Origin of the sequence: Plantactinospora veratri (assembly GCF_036421995.1) — a bacterium.
In the GTDB taxonomy this organism is placed as follows: domain Bacteria; phylum Actinomycetota; class Actinomycetes; order Mycobacteriales; family Micromonosporaceae; genus Plantactinospora; species Plantactinospora veratri.
Map to the genome: position 1 here is coordinate 359256 of NZ_JAZGQL010000008.1, position 14958 is coordinate 374213.

Below are 14958 nucleotides of genomic sequence, written 5' to 3' on the forward strand. Positions count from 1 at the left end.
GCCGGACAACCCGGCCACGCCATGATCGCGACACGGACGGCGACTATCCGCCGGGCTCGGTGGCGAAGGTACGGCGGATCAGCGTACGGGCGTCGGAGCGATCGAGCCCGGTGGCCCGGAGCAGGTCGTAGGCCATGGTGCGCAGTTGGGCGACGGCGGCGGTACCGTGGAACCCGAGTCGGGCCTGGGTGGCCCGGCCGGCCTCGGCGACTGCCCGCAGCGTCTCGGCCCGGGTCCGGTCGGCTTCCCGGCCAGCACTCAGTTCCCGGTGCAGCACGCGCACCGCCGCGCCGAACCGCTCGACGGCACCGGGCAGCGCGTCCGGCACCGGCTCGTCGTCGCGGATCATGCTGGCGATCCGGCGGACCAGCCCCCGGCTGTCCCGGAAGGCCTGCTCCAGGTGCTCGGCGCCCTCCTCGTACTGGGCCAGGGTGCCACGTCGGCTCCACCGCAACGGCGAGTAGGTGACGACCTCCCGGGCCGCCTGTAGGGCCTCCCGGAGCTGCCGTAGCTCCCGGTCGCCGGCCAGCGTGTGCAACGCGTCCTGGGCCTGCTCCGCATCCCGGTTCCGCAAGGCCCGGGTGGTCGCGGCGAGCTGTCTGGTGAGCTGCTCGAACATCGGTGCCGCCCGCCGCCGTACCAGGCGCAGCGGGTTCAGCGGCAGCAACAGCAGTGCGACGGCCAGGCCGACGGCACCACCGATCCCGGCGTTGACGAACCGGGGTACCTCGAGGTCCTGCGTCATCGGGGTGAGCGAGGCGATCAGCACGGCGGTACCGCCGGCCTGGGTGATCAGCGAGGAGCTGCCGCGCAGCACGATCGCCACCATGATGGCCAGCGCGACGATGACCCCGATCTGCCACGGTCCGGTACCGGTCACCGCGATCAGCAGATCTCCGACGCCGATCCCGATGGTCACCCCCACCATGAGTTCGAGACTGCGGCGCAGCCGCCGGTCGATCGAGGTGGCGACGACCGCCACCGCGATGATCGGGGCGAAGACCGGTTCCGCCGCGCCGACGAGTTCGTGCGAGATCACCCAGGCCAGCGAGGCGGCCAACCCGGCCTGCACGGCGAGTACCAGATAGGTCCGCAACCGGCGCAGCCGGGCCACTCCGCTGCGCTGCCCGTGGTGGCGCAGCGCTGCCAGGGCGGCGCCGATCCGACGGCCGTCGGCATCGGTGGACGGCGCGGCACGCTCTCGGAGGGCCCGGAGGAGCGCCATGGGCGTTACTACCCCGCTCGGCCCGGTCGAACCCCCGCGTCCGCGCCGCGTCCGCCCAGAACCGGCACCGGCGTGCGGGAGGAGGTTAGCGGCAGCGCTGCGCGGGCAACCTGCCCGCAGTCCCAGAACGGAGGTACTCGTCGGTGCCGACCTCCGGCCTGCGCGCCGTGCCCGAGCGGATTCCGTCGGAGTTGGCATGACCGACCCATTTCCGCCGATCGACTCGTACGCCTTCCTCTCCGACACCCACACCTCGGCGCTGGTCGCCCCGGACGGCGCGGTCGAGTGGTTCTGCGTGCCACGGTTCGACGGCGACGCGGTCTTCGCCCGGCTGTTGGACCGCCGGGCCGGCGTCTTCTCGATGACCGTGGCCGGTGCGGAGGCCCCGGACCGCCGGTACCTGCCGGAGACGCTGGTGCTGGAGAGCCGCTACCGGACGGCGTCCGGCAGGGCCGTCGGACACGACTTCCTGGCCGTCCGGGCCGGTTCCGCCGAGCGGCCGATCCACGCCGACCACCTGCTCGTCCGCCGGCTCACCGCAGTGCGGGGAACGGTCCGGCTGGCCGTCCGGATCGCCGTCCGGCCGGAGTACGGCCGCGGTGTCCCGGGCTGGGAGCGGATCGGCGCGCGGTGGTCGGCTCCGGAGCCGTGCCTGCGCCTCCACACCGACCTGCCCTTCGAGCTGCGGGACACCGACCTGTACGGCGAGGTCGAACTCACCGAGGGGCAGAGCGTGGACGTCGTGCTCGGCTACGGCAGCCCTCCGGAGGGGAACGGGCCGACCGACCCGGGTGACGGGGCCGCCCTGCTCGCCGAGACCTGCCGGATCTGGCGGGACTGGTCGGCCCGCAGCGACTACGCCGGGGTCGGCGCGGCAGCCGTCCGGCACAGCGCCCTGGTGCTGCGCGGACTCTCCTTCGACGAGACCGGTGCGCTGGTCGCGGCGGCGACGACCGCGCTGCCGGAGGAGATCGGCGGGGTGCGCAACTGGGACTACCGCTACACCTGGCACCGCGACGCCGCGCTGCTGCTGCTCGCCCTGTTCCGGCTCGGGCACGCCGAGGAGGGCCGTCGTTATCTGGGGTTCCTGCTCGACGTCTGCACCGGATCGGCGGACCGGCTCGCACCGGTGGTCGGCATCGCCGGCGGCATGGCCGAGGAGCGGATCCTGCCGCACCTGACCGGCTATGCCGACTCGTCGCCGGTCCGGATCGGCAACGAGGCCGCCGACCAGGTGCAGTTCGACACGTACGGGCATGTGCTGGACGCGGCGCTGGCATACCAGGAGTTGACCGGCGAGCTGACCGGGCCGGAGTGGGCGGTGCTCCGGCGCCAGGTCGACACGATGTCCACCCGCTGGCGGGAACCGGACCACGGCGTCTGGGAGATCCGTGGACCGTGCCGGCACTACGTCAACTCGAAGGTGATGTCCTGGGTGTGCCTGGACCGGGGCGTAACGCTGGCCGGCATGCTCGGCGATGACACGGCCCCGGTGTCGACGTGGCGGCGGGCCCGGGACGACCTGCACGCCGAGATCCTCGACCGCGGCTACGACGCCGGGATCGGCAGCTTCGTGCTCGCGTACGGCTCGACCGAGCTGGACGCGTCGCTGCTCCGCATCCCGCTGGTCGGTTTCCTGCCCGGCAACGATCCACGGGTCGTCGGCACCATCGACCGGATCCGCGAACGGCTCGGTGTCGCCCCGGCGCTGCTGCGCCGCTACGCGGCCGACGACGGGCTGCCCGGGGAGGAGGGCGCCTTCCTGCTCTGCTCGTTCGAGCTGGTCTCGGCCCTGGTGCTGGCCGGGCGGGTGGAGCAGGCCCGGGACGCCTTCACCGAACTGTGCCGGCACGCCGGCCCGCTCGGCCTGTACGCCGAACAGCTCACCGCTGACGGCACCGCGCTCGGCAACTATCCGCAGGCCTTCACCCACCTGGCGCTGATCGAGGCGGCGCTGAACGTGGACGCCGCCGGTGACCGGGAGGCGCTGCACGCCTGGGCGGAACGGTCGGGCCGGAACTCCTGAACCGGTCCCCGACCGTCCGCGCCCGCCGCGAGGTGGATCAGGACGCCTGGAACTGCTCGAAGGGCGGCTCGACCAGGGAGTCGGGAAGCCGGAGCGCGCGGCAGCGGGGCGCGACCCCGGCCCCGGGGTCGTCGCCGACGCTTCGCCAGGTCCCGTCGGCGAAGGCACGCGCTCTCCTGGAACGGATCGATGACGAACTTCCCCGGGGGAGGGCGAACCGACGGCGACCAGTGCCTCCCCGATGGCCAGGGCGGAGCTGGCGTATCCGTGCCCGGTGTTCGTCCGTCCCCATCGCGCCAGTCTCGCCCACGTGCTGCCGATGCCCCCGCCCCGGGACAGAAGCGGGAACCGGTGGCGGGTGCGTCACCCCGGTGACACGGGACCTAGTCGACGGAGAGGTCGGCGCAGCCGGTCTCGTCCGGCAGCAACGGCCGCAGACCGACCTGCCAGCGGTCACCGCCGGAGGTCCACGGCGTACGGGCGTTCGCCTTGGCTGCCGTCGCCAGCAGGGCGGTCGCCTCGGCGCCGCGTACTTCCACACAGCCCTGGTCGACGCCGGGTGCCGGCGGTGACCCCGGCAGCGCCGGGCCGGGCCAGGCGATTTCCGGCGGGGCGGCCAGCCCGTTGTCGTCCGGGCGCCACGGGATCGCCACCGCCGCGACCGCCTGGGCCTGGTACGGCTGCGGCTGGTCGACCTTGTCCTGCCCCAGCGTCCCGGCCAGATCGGTGAGCGCGGCGAGCAGCTTCTGCAACTCGGCCCGGGCGGCCCGTTGCGCCTCGGTCAGCCCGGGCGCGTTCTGCCCGCCCTCGGAGAGCGCGTAGACCTCCAGCTCGTCGACTCCGGCGGCGGACGACACGGTGAACCGGGTCGATGGGACGTCGGTGACCGCCGGTCTGCCGAGATCGACGCCGGAGCCGACTCCGGCCGCTCGGGCCCGCTCGACCAGCCGGTCGACCTGCTCCGGGGCGAGGCGCTGCTGCTGGAGGTTCGGCAGCGCCGGCCCGGGATAGATGGCGAGCTGGGGCCCCTCGGTGATGACCCGCCCATCCGCGTAGATCGTCACCGTCGGCACCCGGGTCAGCCGGGAGACCGGGGCCACGAACCCGCCGACCTGCTCCACCCGGAGCACCACGCCGTTCGGGTCGGCGGGACCGGAGTCGCCGCCGGATCCGCCGCCCGGCCCGTCCCCGCCCGACCCCGCACCCTCCCGGGCACAGGCGGCCACCAGCAGAAGCAGTGCGCCGACACAGGTTATCCGGACACCTCGCCACGTTCTCATGCCAATCAGACGGGCCGGTGCCCCGGTCGGTTCCACCTCATCCGGCCGTCGCATGATCGAATCCAACCCGATTCGTGGCCCGGTCCTGCGGAGCTTCGTTCGCCGGTCCGGGACATTCGCCGCGCGGCGCACCCACCCCGATCCGTACCGGCCGGCGTGTGGTCGGTTGGAGGGAAGGTGGAGATGAACGCCGAGGAGGCATTCAACGCGTACCTGGCCGGCGGGCTGGCCAGGTGGTCACGCATCGCGTTCCTGCTGACCGGCGACCGGCACCTGGCCGAGGACCTGGTTCAGATCACCTTCGAGCGGGTCGCCCGGCACTGGGAGCGGGTCGTGGCCGGCGGCGACCCCGACCCGTACGTGCGGCGGATCATGCACTCGCAGCACGTGTCGCTCTGGCGGCGGCGCTGGCGCGGCGTGGAGCTGTGGTCCCGCCCACCCGAGACGCCGGTCGCCGATCCGGCCGCCGCGACCGACCGGGCGGTCGTCGTCCGTCAGGCGTTGGCCCGGCTCGCGCCCCGCCAGCGAGCCGTGCTGGTACTGCGGTACTTCGAGGACCTCACCGAGGCCGAGGCGGCGAAAGTGCTCGACTGCTCGGTGAACACGGTGAAGAGCCAGACCCGGGACGCTCTGGCCCGGCTGCGGTTACTCGCGCCGGAGCTGGGTGAGCTGGTCGGTGGAGCGGAGCTGAGATGACGGAGCAACTGCGCGATGTTCTCGCCGAGGTCGGCGACTCGATGCCACCGGCCCGGCTGACCCCGGACGTGTGGCGGCGTGGCCGGCGGGCCCGGCGGCGGTCCCGGCTGCTCCGCTCCGGTACGGCCGCACTGGTGGTGCTGCTGGTCGCGTTGGCGCTGCCCTGGGGGCTGGGTCGGCCGTACCCGCTGCCGTTGACCACCGGTGACGGCGGCCCGGCCGTGCCGGCACGACTGTCGCTGCCGTGGATGTGGCAGGCGACCGTGCAGATGGATCCGCCCGGACCGGCGTCAGTGCTCTTCGGCGGCGACTCGATCGGCCTGCGCGGCACCGACCTGGTGGACAGCGAAGGCAAACTGGCCGTGGTCGGCCGGGACGGTGACTACCGGATGTTGCTCTACGCCGGCTGGGACACCGTCACCGCCGGGGAGAGCGCGCTGCTGGCCCCGGACGGCACCCGGGTCGCCCAGTCCTTCCTACAGGGTTCCGGCTTCGACAATTTCGACGGCGTCACGGTCGTCGACCTGACGACCGGCCGGAGTACCCAGCACGGCGCCCGGCACGGCACAGGCTGCTGCGAGCCGCTGGCCTGGGCACCGGACGGCAACTCGTTGCTGGTCGCGGTCTCCGGTCTTTCGGAGGCCGTCGATCAGCAGACCGGGCTCGTCCGGCAGCCGGAGCGGCTGGCACTGCTCGACCTGGCCACCGACGCCCTGCTGCCACTGCGCGACTTCACCCCGGCGCAGGCGATCCGCACCGCGTCGCGGGCCGCTTTCGCCCCGGACGGGCAGACGCTGGCGGTGACCGAGGGCAGCACGGTGCATCTGGTCGACCGGAGCGGCAGGGTGCGCTGGTCGGCCGAGCTGGGCGACCGGACGTACCTGGCCGGGACGGGAGCGTTCACTTCGGACGGTACCCGGATCGCGACCGTCACCCTCGACGGCTGCTTCGACGAGTGCGACGAGGCGGCGTTGGCGGCCCGGCGGTGGAGCGTCGGCTTCCTGGACGCCGCGACCGGGCGCACGCTGCCCGGCGTCGGGTACCCCGTCGTCACCGGCCAGGCCGTGCGGGCGTTGGGCTGGGCGAACGGTCGTGAACTGGTGGTGCTGCGCTACGAGCCGGAGCGCGGCGCGCACAAGACCCGTGATCGGGACTGGAACGACACCGGCTGGTACGAGACCGGCCACGTCACCCTGCTCGCCCTGGACCCGGACGGCTCGACCCGTACCCTGATCGACCCGCCGGACGACGTGCTCACGATGGACGTCGCGCAGGACCTGCTGACCGACGGCCGGTTCGGCGGTCCGTCGTCGACGGCCGCCATTTTCCCGGCCCGCGGCATCATCTGGGTGGCGGCGGTCCCGCTGGGCTGTCTCGCCGTGGTGGTTGGGATCGTGGCGCTGGCAGCGATTCGCGCACTCCGCCGTCGGCGCCGTCTCCGGGCAGATCCCTAGCCGATTCTGGCCGATGGCTCGGGCGTCCCGGCCGGCGGTAACGAGGCGGGGCCAACGCGTTCTTCCCGTGGTCGGCGATGAGCATTCCAAGATATTGTCGGCCGGGTCTTCTTTCGAACTGCGTCATCATCGGCGGTGCGGCGGACACGGTGCGGCATCCGAGCGAGACTGCGCTCGTGACCTGGGCATATGCAGCCCGCTGTCGAACATGGAGGACCCGGCGGAATGACCATGTGACGGTTAGGTCAGAGAGCTGACACTAGCATCTGTTGACCATTTGCCGCAGTTATGGTCCTGGACATGGGGCGTGGCGCCTGACCAGAAAGAAAGGTCGTGCACGGCTCGCCCAACACATCACAGGCCCTGGCGGAGGGAATCAGCACCGACCGCCAGTCGGCGGTTCGCCGGGTGCGGCCGACTCGGCGACCTTATTCCGCACGCTCGCGGACAGAAGAAATCGCGATCCATCGGGTGGGAACATGGCAAGTGTATTTCACCAGATTCAGTACTGGACCTGGAATCTAGCTCCCGGACAGGGCCTCTGGCTGTCGTACGGACCAAGTGATCGATACAAGAACGGCACCGTCCAGGTGATGTGCTGTCCGAGTACTCAAGTGGGTACCAGCACGTCACACGCCGTCCAAACGCTGGTGGTGCCCGAGGTCTTCAACACCACGGTCCCCTCGGTACAGGGGGATCTGGTCTTCACCTACGCCTACGCGGGCTTCAATGTCTGGAACCGCGGCAACTACACCGTGCGGTACTTCTCCGTCGCGCTGACCGTGATCGGACCCTGAGGAGGTTCTGATGCACCTGACGGCCTACCACGACATCCACGGCACCATCGTGGGCCTGGCGGCCTGCCCCTCGGATGATCCGACCCCTGTGGAAGTGGTCTCCACCGGTCACCCCGCGCTGCGCGCGACGGTGATCGAGGCGCCTGCTGGCCTCGAACTCAACCCCGACCAACCGGAACGACTCTACGAAGAACTCGCCAAGGTCGCCGCCAACCATCGGATCGACCGGGGCAAGCTGACCCGGTCACGCTGACCGTACGTCTCCTGCCGCTGCTCGTCACGTCCCGGCGCCACGCCCCTGGCCGCGACGAGCAGCGGTCGGCCTGGACCGCCGGGCACTCGTGGTCGCCGGACTGCCGCGGCCCGGCGGAATCGGGCACCTGGTGATGTACGGGCTACGGGCTTCCGCCGGCCGGGCAGGGACCGCGCTAGCGCTGCCGGGCAACGAGGCTGACGAAGGCCCGCCACGCCTCCGGCCCGAAGGCCAGCACCGGCCCCGCCGGATGTAGGGCCGTTCGGTCATCCGCAGCAGGTGCGCGAACTGCTCGGCCATGATGGCGTCCTCGGGCGAACGGTCGCGCGGCCGGACCGACGCCCGCGCCGGAGTAGCGGGCCGGCGTGGTGCACGCGTGTGACCGGTGATCGGCCCGCAGGAACGCTGGCGTAGGCACACCCCGACGCACCCGTCGTACCGGTGCCGCAGGTGCACCGATCCCTGGCCCTGCCGACCCGCCCGGCTGGCGCTGGCCGCCGCCTACCGCGACGACCGGGTGGGCCTGATGGTGTACCTCGGCGCGCACCTCGCCCGCGCGTTGCGGGAGTTGCCCGACACACATCCCGCACTGCTCGCCGGGCAGATCCTCTACCGGGTGCCCCGCCGCCGCTGATCGGTGGGGTCGGTGCCGCGCGAACCCGGGTGCACGGGCGGGGCAGCTCGACAGTCTGCGAAACGGTGCCTCGGTCCAAAGCCACCGCTCTCGGCATTCCTGGAGGATCCAGCAGTCCTGGCGGATGGACGTGGTGGTCCGGGGGGGGGGCGGGGGGCGCCCGGGGGCCCCCCCCCCCGGCCCCCGGGGGGGGGTGGGGGGGCGGGGGGCGCCGGCGGCGGGGGGCCCCCCCCCCGGACCGGCCAGCCGGGGGCGGCGGATCCTGCGGCCTTCTGCTGGGGAGGAAGCGGCCGCGTCGGCCCCGACCCGCCGCCCGCTGGCGCGGGGAGATGGTCAGTTCAGGCCGCTCGGGCGGCGGCCCCGGGTGGAGACGAACTGGTAGGAGAGCGAGGCGAAGGCCGGGTCCTTGGCCAGTTCCCGGAACCCCTCCAACTGGTTCGGGGAGAGGCCGGTGGCGAGCAGCCGGGGTTCGAGCTGGCGGGAGTTCGTCTCGTGCAGCGACGCCCCGGTCGAGCCGCCCGGCCAGCTCTGCGAGTGCGTGATGGTGTCCACGTCGGTCAGCCCGGCCAGCACCATCTCGGTGTGTACGTCCTGCGCCCAGGCCAGGTCCGCGCCCCGGTCCTGGAGGATGCCGAGGGTCGCCTCCATCACCTGCTGGAAGAGCTTCGCCGCGTCGTCGGTCGGGGCGGCCAGCACCCGCAGTCCGGCGGTGCAGTCGAACTCCTCGACGACCAACCAGCCGCCCGGGGCCAGCGCACCGATCAGCTCGGCGAGTACCCGCCGCCGCTCGGGCAGGTGCAGCAGGACGAGCCGGGCGTGGATCACGTCGAACGGGCCGCCCTCCGGCGCGCCGGTCCGGACGTCGTGCTGGCGTACGACGAGGTTCCCCTCCGGCTCCAGCCGGGACGGTTCGATGTCGGTCGCGACGACCAGGCCGGTGGGGCCGACGACCCTGGCCATGTGCCGGGCGACGGAGCCGCCACCGGCGCCCAGTTCCCAGCATTTCGCGCCGGGGGTCAGCACCGGGGCGAGCCGCTCCGCCGTTATCGGGTCGAGGAACGCCTCCAGCGCACGCATCTGCGCCTCGGCCTCCGGAGAGCGGTTGTCGAACGCGTAGCTGCTCTTGACAGGGGTGGCAGTCACGATCGGTACCTCCTTCGTGATGATCTGTGACGACGACCCGCCCAGGCTTCATCGCGCGTCGGCACCGGAGGTGCATGGGGGGACCGGTGCGGACACGCCAGTCAGCGCTGTGACGAACGTCGGGATCCGACGGTTCTCAGGGTGCGGATGAGGAAGAGGATGTGGTCGGGGCGGACGAGGAGCCCGCCGGGGATTCGGAGTCAGGGACGAGCACGCCCGGGCCTCCCGTTGGCCCGGAGCGGACGGAGCCGGGCCCGGTCGGGGCCGTCGACTCCTGGCCGGACGGGACCGGTCCGGCCCCTGCCGGCATGGCCGCGCCCGCCACACTGAGTACCGCCTCCACCGGGGCGGGGTCGGCGCGCACGGCGGCCGTCGAGTCCGCGAAGACCAGCCGGCCGTAGTCCAGCACCGCGATCCGGTCGGCGACCTCGACCGCATGCTGGAGTTGTTGTTCGACGAGCAGAATGCAGAGCCCGGCTCCGGCGAGCCGGGTCACCAGCTCGCGTACCCGGGCCGCCAGATCCGGGGCGAGCCCCTCGCCCGGTTCGTCGAGGAGCAGCACCCGGGGCTGGATGAGCAGCGCCCGGGCGATGGCGAGCATCTGCTGCTCCCCACCGGAGAGCTGGTTGCCCCGGTGGTCCAACCGCTCGGCCAGTCGGGGCAGCAGTTCCAGCACCCCGGGAACCGTCCAGTTCGGACCGGACCGCGGGCCGCTGCGACGGCGCAGCGATGCGGCCAGCGTCAGGTGCTCCGCCACGGTCAGCCGGGGGAACACCCGCCGCCCCTGCGGCACCAGCCCGACACCGGCCCGGGCCACCCGGTGCGCCGGCCTGCCGGCAAGGTCCGCGCCGTCGACCGAGACGATTCCCCGGTACGGCCGGAGCAGGCCGGCGACCGCGTGCACCAGGGTGCTCTTGCCGGCGCCGTTGCGGCCGACCAGCGCCTGCACCGTACCGGCCGGCACCTCGATGTCGATGTCGTGCAGCACCGTACCGCCGTCGTAGCCGGCGTACAGCCCCTGCACCCGCAGCATCACCGCACCGCCTCGGCGTACGCCCGCCGCACGGCGGGAGCGGTGCGGATCTCGTCCGGCTCGCCGCTGGCGACCAGCCGTCCGTCGTGCAGCACGGTGACCGTGTCGGCCAGGGCGTACACCAGGTCCAACCGGTGCTCCACGAGCAGCACCGAGACGTCCCGGGGCAGCCCCGCCAACAGCTCGGCCAGCCGGTGGACCTCCACATTGGATAGCCCGGCGGCCGGCTCGTCGAGCAGCACCAGGCGGGGCCGCCCGGCCAGCGCCATCGCGATCTCCAACTGGCGCCGCTGGCCGTGCGACAGGTGCGCGGCCGTGCTCGACGCCGTGTCGGCGAGGCCGACCCGGTCGAGCAGGGCCATCGCCGGCTCGCGCAGCCGCCGCCGGAACCGGTCCCGGGTACGCACGCCCCGGAATCCGCCGGCCTGGTGCCAGCCGGCGACCACGACGTTCTCCACCGCGGTCAGCGACGGCCACACGGCCGGACGCTGGTGGATCCGGCCGATCCCGATCCTCGCCCGGCGTGCCGGGCCGAGCCGGGTGATGTCCCGACCGTCGAAGTGGATCCGTCCACCGTCGACCCGGGTCGCCCCGCCGATCAGGTCGAGCAGGGTCGTCTTGCCGGCACCGTTCGGCCCGATCAGGGCGTGCCGCTCCCCGTCGGCGACCCGGAGGTCCACCCGGTCCACCGCGACCAGCGAGCCGTACCGGCGGACCACCGCCTCGGCCGTCAGCAGTGCCGTCATCGTCTCTCCCCGTTCGACAGCCGGGCGGCGGTGACGGGTTCGCCCCGGGACGGGCGGCCCTGGATTCCCGTCCCGGGGCGATCCCCCGGCCCGGTCCGGTCCCGCGAGCGGGACCTGACCAGGTTGGCGAGTTCGGTCGAGAAACCGGCCACGCCACGGGGGAAGAGATAGGCGGTCAGCACGAAGAGACCGCCGAGCAGCAGCGGCGCGTAGCCGGGCAGCAGGCCGGAGAGCCAGTCCCGTACCGCGATCACCAGGGCGGTACCGACGATCGCGCCGCCGATCGACGCCGCGCCACCGATCACCACGCCGAGCAGCAGAAGTGCGGAGACGTCGAAGCCGAAGTCGGCCGGCGAGACGTACTGCTGTGCGGTGATCAGCAGCGAACCGGCCACTCCCGCCACCGCACCCGCCCCGACGAAGGTCACCGCCAGGTAACCGGTGACCCGGTGTCCGGAGGCGCGGGTCCGCGCCTCGTCGTCCCGGCTGGCCCGCAACAGCAGCCCTGCCGGCGTACGCAGCAGCATCACCATGGCCGCTATCACCACCCCGACCACGACCAGCGTGTACAGATAGCGTGCCCGGTCGCTGGCCAGCGGAGCCATGCCCCAGACGGGCTGGATCGCCGGGATTCCGGCGAGCCCGTCGGTCCCTCCGGTGACCGACGTCCACCGACCGGCGGCGGTCACCGTCAGTTCACCGATGGCCAGGGTAATCATCAGGACGACCACGCCTCGGGCGTACACCACCAGCGGGACGGTGAGCAGGGCGAAGAGTGCCCCGGTCGCCGCCCCGGCGAGCACCTGCACCACCCCGACCGGCGAGACGTGCATCGCGACCAGGGCACTGGCGTAGGCGCCGGCGGCGTACGGCCCCGTCTGGCCCAGCGTGGGCAGCCCGGCCAGACCGGTCAGCAGCGCCACGCTCACCCCGACCAGCCCCAACACCAGGGTGCGGGCGAAGAGCGAGGTGGTGTAGGCGTCCACGGACCAGGGCACCGCCACGGCGACGGCGAGCAGTCCGACTCCCCCGGCCCGGACCAGCCAGCGCCGGGCGGCCGGGGTCACGGCGTACTCCCGGCGCGCAGCCGCAGGAACCGACCGGGCAGCCCACGGGCCCGGACGGCCAGCACCAGGGCCATCGCCGCGAAGAGCAGGAACGGCGCGGCCGTCGGCGCCAGCGCGACGCCGAGGCTCTGGATCTCGCCGACCGCGAGGGCGGCCAGCAGGGTGCCCTGGACCGAGCCGAGGCCGCCGAGCACCACCACGACCAGCGAGAGCAGCAGCACGGTGTCGGCGGTCGTCGGGGCCGGACCGATGATCGGTGCCCCGAGCACCCCGGCGGCCCCGGCCAGCGCACCGGCCGCACCGAGCACGCCGAGCCGGATCCGGGCCGGGTTCACCCCGAGGCAGGCGACCATGTCGGCGTCGTCGACCGCCGCCCGGACCAGCATCCCGGCCCGGGTCTTGGCCACCGCCAGCCAGAGCAGCACCGCGATCAGCGCCGCCACCCCGATGAAGACCAGCCGGTACGCCGCGTACCGGTGCCCGGCCACCTCCACCGAACGGTCCAGCGCGGCGGGGATGTGCACCGGCAGGCTGTCCGGACCGAAGGCGGTGACCAGCAGGGCGCCCCCGGCGAGCGCGACCCCGAAGGTCAGCAGTGCCTGGGTCAGATGGTCCCGCCGGGCGACCGGCGCGAGCAGGCCCGCGAGCAGACCTCCCGCACCGGCCGCCGCCAGCGTCCCCAGGCCCAGGGCGAGCAGCAGGCTCCCCCAGCCGCCGTCCAGCACCGCCGCGGCGAGGTACGCGCCGATCGCGTACAGCAGGCCGTGCGCCAGGTTGAGGATGTTCGCCACGCCGAAGCAGAACACCAGCCCGGATGCCGCGACGAAGAGCAGCAGCCCGTAGGCGACGCCGTCCAGCGCCGGGATCAGGTACGGGTCGACCGGGCCGAGTACCGGTGCCGCTTGCAGCATCATCCGCCCACGGTCGCCAGGTCACCGACGACGGTGTTGGAGAGCGCCCGCCCGTCCTGCCGGACCTGCCGCAGATACCACTTCTGCACCGGCGAGTGCGTCTCCTTGGAGAACTGCCAGGTGCCGCGCGGGCTGTCGATCTGGCCGAGCCCGGCGATCGCCTTGTTGATCTCCTCCGGGGTGGGGTTGTCGCCGGCCGCGCCGATCGCCTTGTCCAGCACCGCCGCCGCGTCGTACGAGGCCATCGCGTAGGTGGTCGGCGAACCGTCGTGGTTCTCCTTCCAGGCGGCGACGAAGGAGCGGTTCTCGGCGTTGTCCAGGTCGGGCGAGTAGTTGAGTACGGAGTAGATGTTCCGGGCCGCCTCGCCCTGGGCGTTCAGCACGCCGCCCTCGGTGAGGAAGCCGGCGGCGTAGAGCGGCAGGTCCTTGATCTCCGACTGGGCGTACTGCTTGACGAAGTCGACGGCGGCGTTGCCGGCGTAGAAGGTGAAGACCGCCTCCGCACCGGACGCCTTGATCTTCGCGAAGTACGGCAGGAAGTTCGTCGTCTGCGGGAACGGCGTCCAGAGCGTCTTGCCGTCCGGGTTGGCGAGCTTGCCGCCGATCTCGGTGAAGGTCTCGGTGAAGCCGCGCAGCTCGTCCCAGCCGCCCTGGTAGTTCGGGCCGATCGCGAAGACCTCGCCCTTGACGTTGTCCCGGACGTACTCGGCGATCGCCGCGCCCGGCTCGTCGGAGAGGTAGGAGGTGAACCAGGACCGGGAGACGTCCTTCAGCCCGGGGTTGCCGTTGGAGCCGACGAACGGGATCTTCGCCTCGGCGAGCACCGGGGCGACCCCGGCCACCGAGCCGCCACCGACGATGCCGGTGAGCGCCTGCACCCGATCCTGTTTGATCAGCTTCGTCGCCGCCGGTACGGCGGTCTGCGCGCCGTTGCCCTCGTCGGCGACGATCAGGTCCACCTTGTGGCCGCCGAGCTTGCCGTCGTGCATCCGCAGGTAGAGCTCGAAACCGTCGCGGATCTCCGTGCCGACCGCCTCGTAGGTGCCGGACAGCGAGGCGAGGAGGCCGATCTTTATCGTGCCCGGCGTGCCGCCGGTGTCGCCGCCGCTGTTGCAGGCGCTGCCGGCCACGGTCAACCCGAGGGCGAGCAGCGCGCCGGTCAGGGCGCGACGCCGGCTCGTACCGGTGGGGAAAGGCATGACTTCTCCAGTCGAGGGGTGAGGGAAGGTTGTGGGGAAGGTGTGCTCGTGGTGGTGGTCGCCGGAACTGGCTCCGGACCCGGGTACCTCGCCGCGTCAGCGTCGTTGCGCCACCGCGGCGCGGGCCGCCGGCGTCAGTACGTCTCCAATCCGGTTCGCCAGTTCTGTCATCTCGTAGGAGACCTTGCCGACGTCGCAGCTGGGCGCGGCGAGCACCAGCAGCGAGGCACCGTCGTTGAACGCCATCGAGAACATGAAGCCGCCCTCGAGCTGGGTGACGTTGGAGATCACCGCGCCCGCCTCGAAGAAGCCCGCCGCGCCACGGAGCAGGCTGACCAGGCCGCTGCCGGTGGCCGCGAGCTGGTCGGCCCGGTCCGGCGGCAGGTTGCGGGTGGACGCCACCATCAGTCCGTCGCTGGAGATGGCGATCGCGTGGCTGACCTCCGGGGCCCGCTCGACGAAACTGTCCAGCATCCAGCCGAGATCTCGTTGGT

General features: G+C 72.7%; 15 protein-coding genes. 6 read left to right on the top strand and 9 right to left on the bottom strand.

The genetic code is table 11. The annotated features are described in order from the left end of the window. Positions 1–43: 43 nt before the first annotated feature. Entirely contained in the window at positions 44–1225 is a 1182-nt protein-coding gene (locus V1634_RS13855) for an FUSC family protein (protein ID WP_331208189.1), read from the bottom strand. A 196-nt stretch (positions 1226–1421) separates the two neighbouring features. Between V1634_RS13855 and V1634_RS13860 the strand changes: the two genes are divergently transcribed. Beyond that, positions 1422–3251, top strand: coding sequence for a glycoside hydrolase family 15 protein (locus V1634_RS13860; RefSeq protein ID WP_331208190.1), 1830 nt, complete (start codon positions 1422–1424; stop codon positions 3249–3251). A gap of 383 nt (positions 3252–3634) precedes the next feature. Here the strand turns inward: V1634_RS13860 and V1634_RS13865 are convergent, their stop codons facing one another. After that, complete coding sequence (locus V1634_RS13865) at positions 3635–4531, bottom strand: hypothetical protein (RefSeq protein WP_331208191.1); 897 nt, start codon at positions 4529–4531, stop codon at positions 3635–3637. A gap of 183 nt (positions 4532–4714) precedes the next feature. On the opposite strand from V1634_RS13865, the gene V1634_RS13870 reads away from it, so the two are divergent. From V1634_RS13870 to V1634_RS13890, 5 genes are all read left to right on the top strand, one after another. Further along, positions 4715–5227 carry a SigE family RNA polymerase sigma factor gene (locus V1634_RS13870; protein ID WP_331208397.1) on the top strand — a complete coding sequence of 171 codons (513 nt, stop codon included), beginning with the start codon at positions 4715–4717 and terminating at the stop codon, positions 5225–5227. Further along, on the top strand, positions 5224–6681 hold the full coding sequence (locus V1634_RS13875; RefSeq protein WP_331208192.1) for a WD40 repeat domain-containing protein: 1458 nt from the start codon (positions 5224–5226) through the stop codon (positions 6679–6681). The genes V1634_RS13870 and V1634_RS13875 overlap by 4 nt, the downstream gene beginning before the upstream one ends. 614 nt (positions 6682–7295) lie before the next feature. Further along, positions 7296–7478, top strand: coding sequence for a hypothetical protein (locus V1634_RS13880; protein ID WP_331208193.1), 183 nt, complete (start codon positions 7296–7298; stop codon positions 7476–7478). 10 nt (positions 7479–7488) lie between these two features. Continuing rightward, on the top strand, positions 7489–7731 hold the full coding sequence (locus V1634_RS13885) for a hypothetical protein (RefSeq protein WP_331208194.1): 243 nt from the start codon (positions 7489–7491) through the stop codon (positions 7729–7731). 385 nt (positions 7732–8116) lie between these two features. Next, on the top strand, positions 8117–8365 hold the full coding sequence (locus V1634_RS13890; RefSeq protein ID WP_331208195.1) for a flavin reductase: 249 nt from the start codon (positions 8117–8119) through the stop codon (positions 8363–8365). A gap of 333 nt (positions 8366–8698) precedes the next feature. Here the strand turns inward: V1634_RS13890 and V1634_RS13895 are convergent, their stop codons facing one another. The 7 genes from V1634_RS13895 to V1634_RS13925 form a co-directional block, all read right to left on the bottom strand. Next, positions 8699–9508 (bottom strand): class I SAM-dependent methyltransferase, encoded by an 810-nt coding sequence (locus tag V1634_RS13895; RefSeq protein WP_331208196.1) that lies wholly within the window; start codon positions 9506–9508, stop codon positions 8699–8701. A 136-nt stretch (positions 9509–9644) separates the two neighbouring features. Further along, positions 9645–10541, bottom strand: a complete 897-nt coding sequence (locus V1634_RS13900) for an ABC transporter ATP-binding protein (RefSeq protein WP_331208197.1) — start codon at positions 10539–10541, stop codon at positions 9645–9647. Continuing rightward, complete coding sequence (locus tag V1634_RS13905; protein ID WP_331208198.1) at positions 10541–11287, bottom strand: ABC transporter ATP-binding protein; 747 nt, start codon at positions 11285–11287, stop codon at positions 10541–10543. The genes V1634_RS13900 and V1634_RS13905 overlap by 1 nt, the downstream gene beginning before the upstream one ends. Beyond that, the gene (locus V1634_RS13910; RefSeq protein ID WP_331208199.1) at positions 11284–12354 is read right to left on the bottom strand and encodes a branched-chain amino acid ABC transporter permease; all 1071 of its coding nucleotides are present in this window, start codon (positions 12352–12354) and stop codon (positions 11284–11286) included. The genes V1634_RS13905 and V1634_RS13910 overlap by 4 nt, the downstream gene beginning before the upstream one ends. After that, positions 12351–13268, bottom strand: a complete 918-nt coding sequence (locus V1634_RS13915; protein ID WP_331208200.1) for a branched-chain amino acid ABC transporter permease — start codon at positions 13266–13268, stop codon at positions 12351–12353. Before V1634_RS13915 ends, V1634_RS13910 begins: the two co-directional genes overlap by 4 nt. Further along, complete coding sequence (locus V1634_RS13920) at positions 13265–14464, bottom strand: ABC transporter substrate-binding protein (RefSeq protein WP_331208201.1); 1200 nt, start codon at positions 14462–14464, stop codon at positions 13265–13267. Before V1634_RS13920 ends, V1634_RS13915 begins: the two co-directional genes overlap by 4 nt. A 96-nt stretch (positions 14465–14560) precedes the next feature. Then, the gene (locus V1634_RS13925) at positions 14561–14938 is read right to left on the bottom strand and encodes a roadblock/LC7 domain-containing protein (protein ID WP_203860499.1); all 378 of its coding nucleotides are present in this window, start codon (positions 14936–14938) and stop codon (positions 14561–14563) included. Between the last annotated feature and the right edge of the window lie 20 nt (positions 14939–14958).

Bases quoted from the DNA above. Each gene is read 5' to 3' on its own strand.
- V1634_RS13885 (WP_331208194.1), top strand. From the start codon at position 7,489: ATGCACCTGACGGCCTACCACGACATCCACGGCACCATCGTGGGCCTG.
- V1634_RS13855 (WP_331208189.1), bottom strand. From the start codon at position 1,225: ATGGCGCTCCTCCGGGCCCTCCGAGAGCGTGCCGCGCCGTCCACCGAT.
- V1634_RS13925 (WP_203860499.1), bottom strand. From the start codon at position 14,938: ATGCTGGACAGTTTCGTCGAGCGGGCCCCGGAGGTCAGCCACGCGATC.
- V1634_RS13900 (WP_331208197.1), bottom strand. From the start codon at position 10,541: ATGCTGCGGGTGCAGGGGCTGTACGCCGGCTACGACGGCGGTACGGTG.
- V1634_RS13920 (WP_331208201.1), bottom strand. From the start codon at position 14,464: ATGCCTTTCCCCACCGGTACGAGCCGGCGTCGCGCCCTGACCGGCGCG.
- V1634_RS13870 (WP_331208397.1), top strand. From the start codon at position 4,715: ATGAACGCCGAGGAGGCATTCAACGCGTACCTGGCCGGCGGGCTGGCC.
- V1634_RS13860 (WP_331208190.1), top strand. From the start codon at position 1,422: ATGACCGACCCATTTCCGCCGATCGACTCGTACGCCTTCCTCTCCGAC.
- V1634_RS13915 (WP_331208200.1), bottom strand. From the start codon at position 13,268: ATGATGCTGCAAGCGGCACCGGTACTCGGCCCGGTCGACCCGTACCTG.
- V1634_RS13905 (WP_331208198.1), bottom strand. From the start codon at position 11,287: ATGACGGCACTGCTGACGGCCGAGGCGGTGGTCCGCCGGTACGGCTCG.
- V1634_RS13875 (WP_331208192.1), top strand. From the start codon at position 5,224: ATGACGGAGCAACTGCGCGATGTTCTCGCCGAGGTCGGCGACTCGATG.
- V1634_RS13865 (WP_331208191.1), bottom strand. From the start codon at position 4,531: ATGAGAACGTGGCGAGGTGTCCGGATAACCTGTGTCGGCGCACTGCTT.